We start from the raw sequence: 15,237 nt of genomic DNA, 5'->3' as shown, positions 1-15,237 counted from the left end.
GGTGGCCGAAAGCCGTCGTAACAATGACTCCCTGGGGTAATGGGTCCTGGCTTTCGCCAGGACGACGATGGGGTGAGATCGCGCTCAATCTCCCCACGCCCTCACTGCCCCGCCAGCCGGTCCGCGAAATACCCGATGGTCTTGCGGTAGACCACTGCCCTGTTCCACTCGCGCATCGCCTCGAAATTGGCGGTGCCTTCGCCGTAGGGCTGGCCCATCTTGAAGCCGCTCGTGTGCAAGAGGTTCGCGGTCGAGGCAAGCACGTCGGGGACGCTGTGGCGCAAGTCGACATGGCCGTCGCCGTCGAAATCAACGCCGTACTTGATGTAGGACGACGGCAGGAACTGGGTCTGGCCGATCTCGCCGGCGTAGGCGCCGATCAGGTCGCGCAGCGGCAGGTCGCCGCGCTGCACGATCTTGAGGGCGGCGAGCAGCTCGCCCTGGAACAGGTCGGTGCGGCGGCAGTCATGCGCGAGGGTTGCCAGCGTGCGGATCACCGGCAGCTTGCCGATGTCGCCCTTGCCGAAATCGCTCTCCAGTCCCCAGATCGCGACCAGGATATAGCGCGGCACGCCGAACTGCTGCTCGATGCGCGAGAGCAGCGCGGCGTGACGCTGCAGCAGCGCCCTGCCGCCATTGATGCGGCCCGGGCCGACGCGGGTCGAGACATACTGCTCAAAACTCTTGTTGAAGGTGTAGCGCTGGCGCCGGTCGAAGGCGAGCACGGCGCCGTCCTGCGTGATGCCGCTGAACGCCGCACTGGTCACGTTTCCCGAGACGCCGGCTGCCTGCGCCTCCGAGCCCATGGTGGCGATGAAGCTGTTGAAGTCGCCGCCGCAGCGCGCGGCCTGCGCCGAGCCGCCGGCCAGACCAATGAAGCAGGCAGCGGCCAGAGCGTATCTCAACATGTCGAGCGATCCCCCAAGAAATCTAGTCGCGAAGCAGCGCGCGATCATGCCCGGGAAAGCCGCCAGCGTCAAAGCGGCACGCTTGATCCGCATCAACGTGTCTCACGCCCTGCTTTCTAGACTGGCGAGAAGAGCCGTCCAGGAGAAGTGCCAATGACCGGAATTACCTTGACCGCCGAGCAGATCCGCAATGCACCCGCCCCGGTGCGGCAATGGATCGAGCAGGAGGTGATCAATTCGCTCGGCCTTGCGTCGCAGGCGCAAGCGGCCGCGCCGCCGCAGGCCGCACATCTCGTCGCCTGCAGCGTAGAGGACATGGCCGGCGTGCTCGAGCATATCCGCGGCGTGTTTCCCGCCGTGAACGTGCTGTTCGAGCTCGGCCGTCCCGGCATCAGCTTCGGCCAGCCCGCGGTGATGACGTTCCGGCTGATGGACATCCTGCATCACGCGCGCCTGCAGGACATCGGCCAGGTCATGACGTGCCTGGAGATGCTCAACCAGGCACTGACCGAGGTGAGGAAAGACGCCTCGGTGCGCTTCTGCGGCTTCGACAATGAGGGCCACTGCCTGATCGCGCCGCAGACGCAAGTGAGCATCGCCACGCTGTGGCAGACCATGATGGAGCGCCAGCAGGCGGCGCAGGCAAGCGAGCCCGGCAGCCGGGTTGCGCCGGCGGCTTGAAGCGGCCGACGTCTTTCGCTCGACATCGCGGCGCAAGCGACATGATGCGCGGCGTGGCTCGCAACGTCGTCGCGCTCCGGAATGACGGATGAGAGAACTGCCTCTATGATGTCGGCGCTGGTGTAGGAGGTGATGAGCCATGCCTGACAATCATCAATCGCGACCAACCCGCCTCCTTCGCGTGCCGCTGTTCCGCCTGCTCGCGATCAACCTCGCGATCGGCGCCTGCGCAGCGGTGCTTCTCGTCGGCGGGCTGCTCTGGCTCAACCCCGGGCATCTGCGCGAGCTGATCTTCGCCGACCGCACACCCGGCATCGCGCTCGTTCTGCTGCTCGGCTCCTTCCTCATCACCTTCGGCTCCGCGGCGATGGGCAGCGCGATCATGGCGCAGGGACGTAAAGAGGATGACGGTGGGCGCAGCGGCGGAGCTGGATCGCGGCTCGCCGTTCAGGAAGTGGCGCAGCGCCCGCACGCGCGTTGAGATATCCACCGCAGCGATGGAACTCGCCTTTCGCGCGGGGAACCATGTGTCTGCACGCAAACGGGAAGACATGCAGCCGAGCGCACCTCCCGACAAGGCGCGCAACACTCGCTGCATTGCGAGAGCAACAAGATGAACAAAGTACTTTGGTCATCCAAACAATTGCTTTCGACGCGCATCGGAACTTAACTTTTCGATCACCGCATATCTGCTGCGCTCGCTGCGACACCAACGCGCTTACGATTTGGCTTGCCACGGCATGACGCAACCTATAACCTTCTATTTTAGGTTGTTGCCCTGCCAGCCCCGGGCAACGCTGAAGACCAAAAATAGACGGCGGGCTTTGCGGCCCGCCGTTTATTGAGGGTTCGCATCGGACCTTCGATAAGCGCATGGCGCTTCCATCCAAACTGATTTCCACCCGACAGATTTCACCGATCGATGGCGCGGAGCCCTCCCCAAGACCACGGCTGCATGCGGACAATCGCGAAAGCCATTTGACTGCGGCGCCCTGATCGACGACAAGCCGCCATGGCCAAGAAACCCGGAACCAATCCCAAAGGCGAGTTCGCCTTCTTCAACGTCGTCTACGAAGACGGCTCCCAGCGCTCCAACCGCCGCGTGCCCGCCGATCTGCTCGGCGGCCTCGACGGCGACGAACCCGCCCGCAGCTTCATCATGGAGCAGGACCGCGAGATCGCGGAGAAGTCGGGACGGCCGCCGCTGGCGATCAAGAGTCTCGACCGGGTGGGGGCGAAGAAGAAGTAGGCTGTGCGAAAGTCAGGAGAGCTGCATCACAACCAAGAACGAGGGCCTTAGCCCGCCGCTGTTCTCAGTTGCCGTGCCCACCGTATCTGCTCAACCAATCCAAAATTTGATGTACGTACGGCTCCAACGCCTTCCCCGCATTCCTCCAACCTTCGACCGCTCGATAGACGGCTTCCCCTTCGCGAAAAGCCTTCCAGATTGAATTCACAGTGCCGGCAAATGCATAATCGCGCGCTTTTCGTGGATTGAGATTTCCTAAAGGATCTGGAGGCGCCCTCGGCTGATCGCCCTCAGGACTCAATACAACCGTCGTCGGGACTGGCACACCTTCTGGACTTTGGCTCGTGGAGGTACCTAAGGCCTCTTGTACCTCGGGAGCAAATACAACGGGTGTATATTGATCGACACCCCGAATGAACTCTTGAGCCGCATCAAGCGGAAGCGGACTTTCTATGCGACCATTTTGAACATCACGATAGAAATGTTCGATTTCTGGGTAGTAGACTCGGAGACCGATATGTTGCTCGAGGATTGTCTTGAGCTTCGATGCAAGTCCTATAGGTAGAATATCTGCTTCTGCAGCAAACATACTACGAATGCTGCGAGCCTCGGCATCGGCCAATAGAATATTTCCTTCGCCACGTTTCTTTGGGAGTCGGTTAGCATATTTGCTGAGGCTAGCCGCGTAGTCGGGACGAGCATTGAATCTCCCATCTTCGAGCTCGGAAGCTAAATCGACCGCGAGCGTTCGTGAAGTCTCAAGACGGCTGTCGTGATCACGCTCGCTGGTCGGAAATGGAAAGATTGGCCAATCAATACTATTCGACGCCAATTTGATGCTGCCGTCGATTGCATGAAAATCAAAGGGCGCCAGCACTCCCTTTAGCGGCTGAACGGTCAGTTCGTTTCCTTTATCGAGCTCTGCATAGCCTGTCGGGATATGCTCTTTGAGACCACATCGGCGACGCACTTCGTTAATCGTTTCTACAGTTCGAAATGGCTGATTGAGCTCGACTAGCCGATCGAACGGCGCGGCCTTCGCAATCGGAGTTCCCTCGTAGGAAAGCCCCCCCTGTCCCCGCATAACCGCATCTTGCATCGCTGTCATTTCCGCCAGCGCAGAAAGATCTGTCACCCGTGTTCTGCCAAGGTCAAGTTCTTCCAAAGAAGTTAATCGGGCGATCGGCGACAAGTCAGCTACTGGGCTTGCTCGAAGGCTAAGCAATTTGAGATGTCGAAACTCTCCTATTTCTGCTGGCAGTATGAAAAGGGTCGAATAATAGCGCAGGAAAAGGTACGAACTTGCACGAGCGTAGGGTTCGGAGATCCGTTTCACAACGGCGCGGTATCCGGGCGTCTTCTTGAGATCCACCATTTCGGGGCTCGGTATCCCATTTATATGAACACAGGAATCAGCACTAATATTCTCGCTATAATTGAATATTCATTCGGAAAAATCTATAGTGGCTGCCACAGCAAAAACGGCGGGCTTTCGGCCCGCCGTTTTCGTTTGGATGGATGCCCGGGTCAGGCCCGAGCATGACGATCCGAATTAGTTATCCAGGAACGACCGCAGCTTCCTCGACCGCGACGGATGCTTCAGCTTGCGCAGCGCCTTGGCTTCGATCTGGCGGATGCGTTCGCGCGTCACCGAGAACTGCTGGCCGACTTCTTCCAGCGTGTGGTCGGTGTTCATGCCGATGCCGAAGCGCATGCGCAGGACGCGCTCTTCGCGCGGGGTGAGCGAGGCGAGCACGCGCGTGGTGGTCTCGCGCAGGTTGGACTGGATCGCGGCGTCGATCGGGAGAATCGCGTTCTTGTCCTCGATGAAATCGCCGAGATGTGAATCCTCTTCGTCACCGACCGGCGTCTCGAGCGACAGCGGCTCCTTGGCGATCTTGAGAACCTTGCGGACCTTCTCCAAGGGCATGCCGAGTTTCTCGGCCAGCTCTTCCGGGGTCGGCTCGCGGCCGATCTCGTTGAGCATCTGGCGCGAGGTGCGCACGATCTTGTTGATCGTCTCGATCATGTGCACGGGGATGCGGATGGTGCGCGCCTGGTCGGCGATCGAACGGGTGATCGCCTGCCGGATCCACCACGTCGCGTAGGTCGAGAACTTGTAGCCGCGGCGGTACTCGAACTTGTCCACCGCCTTCATCAGGCCGATGTTGCCTTCCTGGATCAGGTCGAGGAACTGCAGACCGCGGTTGGTGTACTTCTTGGCGATCGAGATCACGAGACGGAGGTTGGCTTCCACCATCTCCTTCTTGGCCTGGCGTGCTTCGCGCTCGCCCTTCTGCACGGAGTGCACGATCTTGCGGAACTCGACGATCTCGAGGCCGGTCAGGGCCGCGAGCTGATGCACCTCGTGGCGAAGGTCCTTGATGCGGTCCTTCTCGTGGTGGACGAAGTTCTTCCAGCCCTTGGCCGACAGCTTCGAGACGCGGTTGAGCCAGCGCGGATCGAGCTCCGAGCCGGTGTAGTTGCGCAAGAAGTCCTCGCGCGCGACGCCGTGGCTGTCGGCGAGGCGCATCAGGCGGCCCTCATGCGAGACGAGGCGCTTGTTGATGTCGTAGAGCTGCTCGACCAGCGAATCGATACGCGCCTGGTTGAGGCGCAGCGACTTCACCTCGACGATGATCTCGTCCTTGAGCTTGCGGTACTTGCGCTCCTGGTGCGGCGACAGCGAGGGCCCGTGCGAGGTGCTCTCGAGCTGGTTCTGGATGTCCTGCTCCTGAAGCTTGCGCAGCTTCTTGTAGCTCTCGGCGATCTTGTCGAAGATCTCGACGACCTTCGGCTTCAGCTCGGCCTCGATCGCCGCGAGCGACATCTGGTTCTCGAACTCGTCGTCCTCGTCCATGTCGGCTTCGGCGGCGGCCTCGCCCGGATCCTTCTCGGCCTCGGTGCCATTGCCGGCAGGCGCGGCGCGGAACGGGGTCGGCGACGGCGGAGCTGCGGGCGGGGCGACATGTGCGGGCGCCGCACCAGTCGCGGCTGCGGCCTCACCGCCCTCGGTCGAGGCTTCGCCGTTCTCGCCGGCAGGGCCGCCGATCATCGCGGTGTTCATGCCGCCCTTGGCATCGGGACCGGCATAGGTCGCTTCGAGATCGATGATGTCGCGGAGGAAGATCTTGCCTTCGTTGAGCTCGTCGCGCCAGATGATGATGGCCTGGAAGGTCAGCGGGCTTTCGCAGAGCCCTGCGATCATCGCCTCGCGGCCGGCCTCGATGCGCTTCGCGATCGCAATTTCGCCTTCGCGGGAGAGCAGCTCGACCGTGCCCATCTCGCGCAGATACATGCGCACGGGATCGTCGGTGCGCTCGCCCGGCTCGCTCTTCTTGACCTCGGTGACGGCCTTCTGGGTGACCTCGACGAGCTCGTTGTCGGTCTCGTCCTCGCCGCCCTCGTCCTTGTCCTCCTCGCCTTCGCTGTCGTCGGCTTCGGTGACGTTGATGCCCATGTCCGAGAGCATCGACATGATGTCCTCGATCTGTTCGGGCGAGGTCTGGTCGGACGGCAAGACTTCATTGAGCTGATCGAAGGTGACGAAGCCGCGCTTCTTGGCCTGCTTGATCATCTTCTTCACTGCCGCATCGGACAGGTCGAGCAAGGGAGACGGCGCGTCCTGGGAATCCTTCTCGGGAGCATCCGCTGCCTTGTCGTCTTTTTCCTTGTCCTTCGCCTGCAGCGTCTTTGCCTTGGTGGCCATCCATTGCTCCTAAACGCGCTTCATGCGAGACGATCGCCGCGCCCGCGTGAATTCACTTGAACCTGTTGCTCGACGCTCTCGCTTCGGCAGCTTTCGACACGGAAAGGGCGGCGCGCCTGTCTCTCGCCACCCCCAACTCTCTCTCGCCGGAATTGCCTAACGCTTCGTGAGCCTCTTTGTCGCAGCGGATGCAGGTGTAGTGCCAACAGCTGATGCGCGGATTCATTCCTGACGCGTCTGTTCTGCCTGCGGCCGCCTCTGGGCCAAAGTGCTACAAGACCGTTAAGCCTCGATTAACCCTGTTTTTGCCGCCAAACCTTGGATTTGGCGAGTCTTTTAGCGGTTCCGGCCACGGCCGTCCGCATGATTCTTTCATCACACGCTCTTCTGGAACCGACCCGACAGCTCGCCAAAACCCTCGATCAGGGCCTCGGTACCATCGACTTCGGCCATCCGGGCCTTGACGTCACGCAGCCATGCCAAATTGGCCTCGCTGGGGTCCTCCCCCAAGGCCAGCTCGGCGTCCTTCAGCTCTCTAAGTAGTGAATGCCATTGCCGATGCAAGGCAACCAGCTGATGCCAGGTCGCAAGAACGTCGTCCCGCGCCGCGCCCTCGCGCGCCCCGAAGACCGCCGCGGTGGTAATGGCACGCTCAACCCTTTGAAGTAACGGGGTAAATCCACCCTTCTCGAGGTCGGCGCGCATCTTCTCGGCCTGCTGCTCGGGGTCCGGAGAATGATGGTGGTCGTTGGCGAAGGCGGCGATGATGCCGGCCCGGAGCTTGTGGGCTTCGGGATGGGCCAGCTCCAGGGCCGCGACCTCCTCCAGATGCTCATGCAGCAGCCAGGGGTGGTTGATCAGGCATTGCAGGATCAGGGCCTCGCGGCGGGAGATGGCGCTGCGCTGGCCCTTCATGATCGGGCTCGCCGCGAGTTGGGGGCTTGCCGCCTGGTAGGGGCCGGAGGGCAACAGGGTCGGACCCGGCGGGCCGCGGCGGCCGCCGCCAAATCCGCCACCGAATCCCTGGGCCCCGAATCGATTCGCACCGCCCCCGCCCCGCGGCTGGAATGGCCGGCCGCCACCGGGGCGGAAATTGCCGCGGCCACCAAAGCCGCCGCGCCCGCCTTCGGGCGCGAAGGTGCGCTGCAGCCGCTCGACGAAATCGTCGCGATAATAGCGCCGCACCACCTCGTCGCGGACGCCGTTCGTGAGCTCCTTGATGCGCGCCTCCAGCGCGGCGCGGCGCTCGGGCGTAGCGAAGTTGCCGCCTTCGAGCTCGCGCGACCAGATCATGTCGGCGAGCGGACGTGCCGCCGCGATCACCTCCTCGATCGCGCCGCGCCCACCGGAGCGCACGAGATCGTCGGGGTCCTGCCCTTCCGGCAGCAGCGCGAAACGAAGACTCTTTCCGGGCGCGAGGAAGGGCAGCGCGAGATCGGCCGCGCGATACGCCGCCTTCTGTCCGGCGCGGTCGCCGTCGAAGCAGAGGATCGGCTCGTCCGCCATCTTCCAGAGCAGCGCGAGCTGGCTCTCGGTCAACGCGGTGCCGAGCGGCGCGACGCTGCCGGCAAAGCCCGCGGTGACCATGGCGATGACGTCGACATAGCCTTCGACCACGATCAACGATGCGCCGTCATGGGTCGCTTTGCGCGCGGTCTGGTGGTTGTAGAGATTGTCGCCCTTGTGGAAGAGCGGCGTCTCCGGCGAGTTCAGGTATTTTGCCGGAACGTCCTTTTCCAGCGCGCGCCCGCCGAAGGCGATGACGCGGCCGCGCAGATCGGTGATCGGAAACATCACGCGATCGCGGAAGCGATCATAGGGCACGGGAATGTCGTTGCCGGCAACGAGCAGCCCGGTCTCGACCATGTCGTCGACGGAGATTCCGAGCTTGCCGAGATGCTCCTTCAGCGCGAATCGATCGGGCGGGGCGTAGCCGAGCCGGAACTGCAATTGCGTCGCCGGCGAGATGGCGCGATCGGCAAGATAGCCGCGCGCTTTCGCGCCGACGCGCGAGGCCAGCGTTTCCGCGAAATATTTCGCGGCGAGATCCATGACGTCATGCAGCGAGCGCCGCCGCTGCTCCTGCCGCGCCGCATCCGGCGTCACCGCCGGCAGCGGCAGGCCCGCCATGTTCGCGAGCCGCTCGACGGCCTCGGCGAACGGCAGGCCGTCGGTCTCCATCACGAAGGTGATGATGTCGCCGTGCTTGCCCGAGGAGAAGTCGTGGTAAAAACCCTTCTGGTCGTTGACGTAGAAGGACGGCGTCTTCTCCTGCTGGAACGGCGACAGCCCCTTCCACTCCCTTCCTGCCTTCTTCAGCTTGACGCGCTTGCCCACGACTTCGGAAACCGAAAGCCGGGCACGAAGCTCGTCGAGGAATTGGGGCGTGAAGCGCATGGGATCTGTGTAGCGCGAACCGGGGTGAGTCGGGCGAAGGATCAGGGATATAGGCGTGGCTTGCCTAAAAGTCAGGTTTAGGCGGGTTATCCGGGTTATTCGACCTATTCACAGGGCTTCCGTCCTCCCCCCGTCATTCCGGGGCAATGCGCAGCATCGCCCCGGAATGACAAGAGAGCTTGAACCGCGCCCGGTTCCACGCTTCCATACCCCCATGTTCAGGACCTTTCGAGGCGGCCACAGCGGGGGCTGGCGCGTCACCTCGATTTCGCCAGTGACGGGCGAGCCCCTGCCCTTCATGCCGGCGCTGTCGGTCACCGACAGCGACGCGGTCTCGTTGCCGCTGGTGCCCTCACGCAATGCCTGGCGACTGGTCGGCGTTCCCAGCAGCCTGCGCTACACCGAGCGGCCCGAGAAGGAGCAGCTCGTCGCGGTGCAGGCCGGGCTCGGCCGGGTGGAAGCCACCAGCGCGGCGCTGATCCCGATCCGGAAGTCGCAGGCCTGGTGGGATCTGACGCAGGAAGAGCGGCGCGAGATCTTCGAGGACAGGTCGCACCACATCGCCGGCAGCCTGCGCTTCCTGCCCGCGATCGCGCGCCAGCTCTATCACTGCCGCGACCTCGGCGAGCCCTTCGATTTCCTGACCTGGTTCGAATTCGCCCCCGCGGATGCCTCGCTGTTCGAGGAGCTGGTGGCGACGCTCAGGCAGACCGAGGAATGGAGCTATGTCGAGCGCGAGGTCGACGTGCGCGTGGTGAAGGAAGTGCTGTCGGCCTAGAGCGTGATCCGGAAAAGTGCGCAACGGTTTTCCGACAAGATCACGCTCAAAAAGCAACTAGTGGTCCAGGAAGCGGCCCGACTCGATGCGGGGCAGATCGGTGACGGGCCAGTTGTAGACATAGGTCCAGGCCTTCTCGGATCTGCCGTCCGGCAGCGTCACGTCGATCAGCTCGCGCAGATATTCGGTCGGCTCGGGAAAGCCTTCGCCGCAGGCTTCATACATGTCGAGCTCGCGCAGCAGCTCGTCGGCCACGCGCAGCTGGAAGAGCTCGCCATGGACGAGGTCGGACGCAGCGTCCGAGCGCAGCAATCCCGGATAGTGCTTGATGAGGAACAGCTGCCCGCGGCAGGTCGCTTCACCGATGAAGTCCGCGTGCTGCGCAAGCAGCCGCGCCATCGGATGGTCGAAGCCGCGCATCAGGGTGCCGTAGACGAAGAGACGGTTGGAGGTCATGGGGGGTCTATAGCTGGCAATTAGATCGAGCAACAGAGCCGCACATTCGGTGTCGTCCTGGCGAAAGCCAGGACCCATAACCACCGAATGCGGGAATGGGCAACCTGATGGCGACATCGTCGCGCCACACCAACAGTCGGGGTAATGGGTCCTGGCTTTCGCCAGGACGACATTGGGAGGGCGTTGTGCCTGACATCAACATTGCGAGCGAAGCGAGGCAGTGACGAGCGCCCCCTTCACCCCGCCTTCACCACAGCCGCGCCGACCACCTCGTCGCTCACCACCACGAACTTCTTCAGCTCCATCCGGCCAAAGCTGGTGGAGAGCGCGACGTCGGCGGCGTCGCGCCCCGTCGCCATCAGGATGCGGCCGATGCGGGGGACGTTGTGGCGGGCGTCGAAGGTGAACCATTTGCCCGAGAGCCAGACCTGAAACCAGCCGGAGAAATCCATCGGGAACGGTTCGGGCGGGATGCCGATGTCGCCCATGTAGCCGGTGCAGTAGCGCGCGGGGATGCCCATGCAGCGGCAGAGCGCGACGGCCAGATGCGCGAAGTCGCGGCAGACGCCGGTCTTCTGCTCGTAGACGTCGTGCGCCGACTTCATGTGATGGGCGTGCTCATAGCCGAAGGTGACATGCTGATGCACGAACGCGGTGATCGCCGCGACTCGATTCCAACCGGGCTCGGTCTTAGCGAACAGCGACCAGGCGATATCCGTAAGCTTGTCGGTCTCGCAATAGCGGCTCGGCATCAAATAGAGCAGCAGCTCGTTCGGCAATTGCTCGATCGGGATCTGCTGCGCGGCCGGCATGACCTCGTCGGGCAGGCCGCTGTCGCGCACCAGTGCGCTGCCCTTCAGCGTCACGCCGCCGGCCGGCGCCATGAGGCGGCCGCACACATTGCCGAAGACGTCGTGATAGAAGCGGATCGGAATGTCGGGCTCCGCGACCACCGTCTCCCCGCCGATGATGTCGGCCTGTCGCGAGGGGTGGATGTTCAGCATGATCACCATCGGTGTCGGCTGCACCGCTGCGTAGGTGATCTCGAAGCCGACCTTGATCTCCATCTATGAAACCTCTTCCTCCATCTCTGCGTCGCTGTCTTGGTCGTCCGAGACCACCTTGATGTTCACTTCCATCTCATCGAAGGCCTCTTCGGAGCCGATATAGACGCCGTGCAGCGGAATCGCCTGACGCGGGTCGCGGGCGACCGCGACGCGGATGAGGTCGCGGGTCCCGACGATGCCGTTGGTCGGATCGAACTCGATCCATCCGGCGCTCGGCAGATAGGCCTGCACCCAGGCATGGGTGGAGCCGCCGCCGACATGACGCTGCGCGATGTCCTCGGGCACGAAGATATAGCCCGACACGAATCGCGCGGCGATGCCGAGCTGGCGCAGCGCCTCGATCATGAACAGCGCATAGTCGCGGCAGGTTCCTGTGCCCGACTGCAAGGTGTCGAGCGGATGCTGCGTGCCGGGCTCGTGGCGCTTGCGGTATTTGAACTGCTTGCGGATCGCGTGCGTCATGCCGCTCAGGATCTTGAAGGTCGGCGTCGGCGCCTCCTCGTCGAGGAAGCCGCGCGCCCATTCTCCGATCTCGCCGTCGGGATCGGCATATTGCGGCGTGATGTACTGGACGAGATCGGCAAACTCTTCGTCGTCATAGACGAACGGATAGAAATAGGCGGCATCGTCCGCAGTCAGCGCGAACTCGTCGACGGGATTGTGCTCGACCGTGACGTGCCAGTCGAAGGTCAGATGATCCGCGCGCTCGTCGAAACTGGCGATCGCGACCGAGTTGCCGAACACGTCGTGGATCCAGCGCAGCGACATCGGCTCGGGCGAGATCTCGAGCCTGGAGTCGAGCACGCGCAAATCATGCCCGTCGCGCGGACGCAGCATGATGCGGTGTTCGCCGAACGCCACGGGGCGGTTATAGCGATATTCGGTCTTGTGATGAATCGTGAGCAGCGGCATCGTCCGGCAATCATGGTGATTTTGGGCAGACCAATCTATACCGATTCCTGCCCAATTTTCGGGGTGACTGCTTTTTTCATAGGCAATCAGGATGGCTTTAGACACAGCCGGCGCGGCCGATCAACTGCTCGGCGAGGGTGACATTCCGCCAGTGCATGAGGTGAATGCAGAAGGCACATCGCCCTTCCTGCTGACCTCGGATCACCACGGACGCGTGCTGCCGCGCGCGCTCGGCGATCTCGGCATCCCCGAGAGCGAGCTTGTCAGGCACATCGGCTGGGACATCGGCATTGCCGGCGTCGCCGAGCGCCTCGCCCAGATGCTCGATGCGCATCTGATCGCGCAGCGCTATTCGCGGCTCGTGATCGACTGCAACCGTCCTCCCGGCGCGGCAAGCTCGATCCCCGTAATTTCCGAGGCAACCACGATCCCCCGCAACGAGGCCATCTCCGACGCCGAGCGCGCCGCGCGCCGGCGCGAGATCTTCGAGCCCTATCATCATCGCATCGACGCCACGATCGGCCGGCGCCTGCACGGCAAGCGGCCGACGGTGCTGGTATCGCTGCACAGCTTCACGCCGGTTTATGCCGGCGTTGCGCGGCCCTGGCACATCGGCGCGCTGTACAATCGCGACACCGTGCTGCCGCAGCTCTTGGTGAAACATCTTCGCAGCCAGGGCGATCTCGTCGTCGGCGACAACGAGCCCTATGCGGTGAGCGACCTCACCGACTACACCATCCCCGTCCACGGCGAAGCCCGCGGCCTCGTCAACACCGGCATCGAGATCCGCCAGGATCTGATCGCGGACCAGTCCGGCCAGCAGCAATGGGCCGACCGGCTGGCAAGGGTTTTTGCGGAGATCGAGGTGGAGCTGCGGGCGGAAAGGTTGCTCGACTAACCACCACGCGTCGCCACGAACAGCGCGAGCGCGGCGAAGATCGCGGCGATGCCCCACAGCACGTAGGCCATGCGGCCGTCGCCGCGGGCATCTAACGTGGCTTCGGCCGGGTTGTCGGGATTGACGCGGACCTCGACGGTCGCACCGTCCTGGTAGCGCGACATCAGCTTCTTCAGCATCTCGTCGGAAGCCGACGGCGTTTCCGCCGCGACCCGCGCGCATTCGTTGGTGTAGCTGACGTTCTGATAGCGATAGGTGTAGGTCACGCGCTTGCCGAACATCTCGAGGCCGCGCGCCTCGCCGGGCTCGCTGGCCTCGTGATATTCCTCGATTCCGGACAGCTTGATCGTGCCCGGCACGACCGGCCAGCGCGTCGCCATCGACGCCTGCCGCTGCACGCCCCACGCCATCAACGCGATGACGAGGCCGAACGCACCGAAGGCGACGACGAGGCCCGCCAGATCGGGGCGGCCGATGTGATGGGCGAGATACTGGTAGCTCTGGTTGAGGCCGAAGACCGAGCCGAAGATGATGGCGATCACGATCGCCGAGCCGATGCCGAGGCAGCCCCACAGCCCCTTGGGCAGATCACGCTCCAGCACGGCCTGATCGGGATGCTTGGGATTGTAGTAGACGGTGACGATGGTGCCGGCCGGATATTTCGCCAGCTTCTCGGCGACCTGGAAATTGCCGAGGTCCTCGCCGATCGAGATGCGGCTACCGCGCAGCTTGCGACCGCCGACCGAATATTCGTAGGTGACGTTGGCGAAGTTGCGGCTCTCCGTGCGATAGCCGTCCTCGCGCTCGTCGTCGGAAACCTTGACCTCGCGCAGCTCGGCGACCGAGGTGATGACCTTGCCCGCGGCCTGCGGCCAGCTTCGCGCCTCGCGCGCCTGCCAGGTCTTGACGATGGCGGCAATCAAGATCAGCGCCAGCGGCGCAAGCAGCATCGCGTAAACGAGCGGCGGCAAATTCGGCACGGTCAAAATCCTTGGGTCAGCGGCAATGCTTCCTTGGACGCATCGCCGCCGCCGCAGGTTCAACCGATGTCAGCTCATTTCGCCCGGGTCAGCGCCAGCCAGATACCGCCGCCGATCATGAAGCCGCCGGAGATGCGCGACATCATCCGGGTGCGGCGGGCCGAGAAGAATTTTCGCGCGCGGCCGGCTGCGATGGCGTAGAGCGCATCCGTCATCACCGCGGTGACCATGAAGGTGGCGCCCAGCAGCGCGACCTGCGGAAAGTGCGGCTGGTTCATGTCCATGAACTGCGGGATGAAGGCGCCGAAGAACACCAGCACCTTCGGGTTCGACAGCAGCACCAGGAAGCCTTGCAGGAAAAACCCGCCGCGCGGCGGCGGAGGCGGCGCGTCGACATCGACGCCCTCGACCGGCGCCCAGATCAGCCTGATGCCGAGCCAGACCAGATAGGCCGCGCCGGCAAAGCGCACCCAGTCGAACCAGTAGCCCATCGTCGCCATCAGCGAGGTGAGGCCGATCGCGACGATGCCGATGACGATGGCGAGGCCGGCTTGCGCGCCGGCAACGTTGGTCAGCGCCGCACGCGTGCCATGGCGCAGACCATTGGCGATGACCAGGGTGACGATCGGCCCCGGCAGCAACGCCAGCGCAATGCAGGCGGCGACGAAGGCGAGATAGGCTTGCATGGACATCATGGGTAGGACTCAGCTGAGGGCGGATTGGAGGTATTAATGCATGGGATGGGCGGGAACGGAAGCGAGATGAGCGCAGAGCGCACGTCAACCAGCGGTGTCATACCCCGCGAAGGCGGGGTATCCAGTACGCCGCGGCCTCTCCGCATCCCACATGCGTCTCTGGAATACTGGATCCCCCGCCTTCGCGGCCGCATCGTCAGTTCCTGGGCAGACCGGCCACAGCGCGCGCGGGACCTGTCAGCTCGAGGCGAAAAGGACGAGGCCTGCGGCAGTCAAGACGCGTCGGAACATCAATGTCCTCCCGGAACCAATCTGCGTTGGCTGAGATGAGAGGCTAACATGGCTGGATGCATGCGCCCAAAACACGATTTCGCGGCGAGTCATTCCGGGGCGCACGAACTGCGAACTATGGTGCGCGGTTGCGCACTTGAGAATCTCGAGATTCCGGATAACCGCTGTGCGGTTTCCGGAATGACGTGTTTCTTGACATGCAACCATTTGGTTGCC

Annotated in this window: 14 protein-coding genes; 5 read left to right on the top strand and 9 right to left on the bottom strand. The window is 63.3% G+C overall.

The genetic code is table 11. The annotated features are described in order from the left end of the window. Positions 1–101: 101 nt before the first annotated feature. Complete coding sequence (locus JQ592_RS20385; protein WP_211404578.1) at positions 102–908, bottom strand: lytic murein transglycosylase; 807 nt, start codon at positions 906–908, stop codon at positions 102–104. Between the two features lie 153 nt (positions 909–1,061). Between JQ592_RS20385 and JQ592_RS20380 the strand changes: the two genes are divergently transcribed. From JQ592_RS20380 to JQ592_RS20370, 3 genes are all read left to right on the top strand, one after another. Then, entirely contained in the window at positions 1,062–1,589 is a 528-nt protein-coding gene (locus JQ592_RS20380) for a hypothetical protein (protein WP_211404577.1), read from the top strand. Between the two features lie 139 nt (positions 1,590–1,728). After that, positions 1,729–2,070: a hypothetical protein gene (locus JQ592_RS20375; protein ID WP_211404576.1), complete on the top strand. Its 342-nt coding sequence runs from the start codon at positions 1,729–1,731 to the stop codon at positions 2,068–2,070. Between the two features lie 531 nt (positions 2,071–2,601). Beyond that, the gene (locus JQ592_RS20370) at positions 2,602–2,838 is read left to right on the top strand and encodes a hypothetical protein (protein ID WP_211404575.1); all 237 of its coding nucleotides are present in this window, start codon (positions 2,602–2,604) and stop codon (positions 2,836–2,838) included. Positions 2,839–2,902: 64 nt separating this feature from the next. Here JQ592_RS20370 and JQ592_RS20365 read toward each other — a convergent pair whose 3' ends face one another. The 3 genes from JQ592_RS20365 to dnaG all read right to left on the bottom strand — a co-directional run bounded on the left by JQ592_RS20365 (position 2,903) and on the right by dnaG (position 8,944). After that, positions 2,903–4,213 (bottom strand): leucine-rich repeat domain-containing protein, encoded by a 1,311-nt coding sequence (locus JQ592_RS20365; RefSeq protein ID WP_211404574.1) that lies wholly within the window; start codon positions 4,211–4,213, stop codon positions 2,903–2,905. 177 nt (positions 4,214–4,390) lie between these two features. Next, entirely contained in the window at positions 4,391–6,547 is a 2,157-nt protein-coding gene (rpoD, locus tag JQ592_RS20360; protein ID WP_211404573.1) for an RNA polymerase sigma factor RpoD, read from the bottom strand. 375 nt (positions 6,548–6,922) lie between these two features. Next, positions 6,923–8,944, bottom strand: coding sequence for a DNA primase (gene dnaG / locus JQ592_RS20355; protein WP_211404572.1), 2,022 nt, complete (start codon positions 8,942–8,944; stop codon positions 6,923–6,925). Between the two features lie 214 nt (positions 8,945–9,158). Between dnaG and JQ592_RS20350 the strand changes: the two genes are divergently transcribed. Then, positions 9,159–9,722 (top strand): chlorite dismutase family protein, encoded by a 564-nt coding sequence (locus tag JQ592_RS20350; RefSeq protein ID WP_211404571.1) that lies wholly within the window; start codon positions 9,159–9,161, stop codon positions 9,720–9,722. A 57-nt stretch (positions 9,723–9,779) separates the two neighbouring features. Here the strand turns inward: JQ592_RS20350 and JQ592_RS20345 are convergent, their stop codons facing one another. The 3 genes from JQ592_RS20345 to JQ592_RS20335 all read right to left on the bottom strand — a co-directional run bounded on the left by JQ592_RS20345 (position 9,780) and on the right by JQ592_RS20335 (position 12,157). Next, a complete protein-coding gene (locus JQ592_RS20345; RefSeq protein WP_211404570.1) occupies positions 9,780–10,178 on the bottom strand; it encodes a gamma-glutamylcyclotransferase family protein in 399 nt (132 codons plus the stop codon). A 236-nt stretch (positions 10,179–10,414) separates the two neighbouring features. Then, positions 10,415–11,245, bottom strand: coding sequence for a transglutaminase-like domain-containing protein (locus tag JQ592_RS20340; protein ID WP_211404569.1), 831 nt, complete (start codon positions 11,243–11,245; stop codon positions 10,415–10,417). Further along, positions 11,246–12,157, bottom strand: coding sequence for a transglutaminase family protein (locus JQ592_RS20335; protein ID WP_211404568.1), 912 nt, complete (start codon positions 12,155–12,157; stop codon positions 11,246–11,248). Positions 12,158–12,248: 91 nt separating this feature from the next. Here JQ592_RS20335 and JQ592_RS20330 point away from each other — a divergent pair, with 91 nt between their 5' ends. Beyond that, the gene (locus tag JQ592_RS20330) at positions 12,249–13,055 is read left to right on the top strand and encodes an N-formylglutamate amidohydrolase (RefSeq protein ID WP_211404567.1); all 807 of its coding nucleotides are present in this window, start codon (positions 12,249–12,251) and stop codon (positions 13,053–13,055) included. On the opposite strand, the gene JQ592_RS20325 is transcribed toward JQ592_RS20330, so the two are convergent. Both JQ592_RS20325 and JQ592_RS20320 read right to left on the bottom strand, forming a co-directional pair. Next, on the bottom strand, positions 13,052–14,035 hold the full coding sequence (locus tag JQ592_RS20325) for a DUF3592 domain-containing protein (protein ID WP_211404566.1): 984 nt from the start codon (positions 14,033–14,035) through the stop codon (positions 13,052–13,054). The two genes, JQ592_RS20330 and JQ592_RS20325, sit on opposite strands and share 4 nt — an antisense overlap. Positions 14,036–14,109: 74 nt before the next feature. After that, positions 14,110–14,730, bottom strand: a complete 621-nt coding sequence (locus JQ592_RS20320; RefSeq protein ID WP_211404565.1) for a LysE family translocator — start codon at positions 14,728–14,730, stop codon at positions 14,110–14,112. Positions 14,731–15,237 lie beyond the last annotated feature (507 nt).

Source organism: Bradyrhizobium iriomotense, from assembly GCF_018129405.1.
GTDB lineage: Bacteria > Pseudomonadota > Alphaproteobacteria > Rhizobiales > Xanthobacteraceae > Bradyrhizobium > Bradyrhizobium iriomotense_B.
Note: the sequence above shows the minus strand (reverse complement) of the source record. Positions and strands in the feature narration are given on the sequence as shown.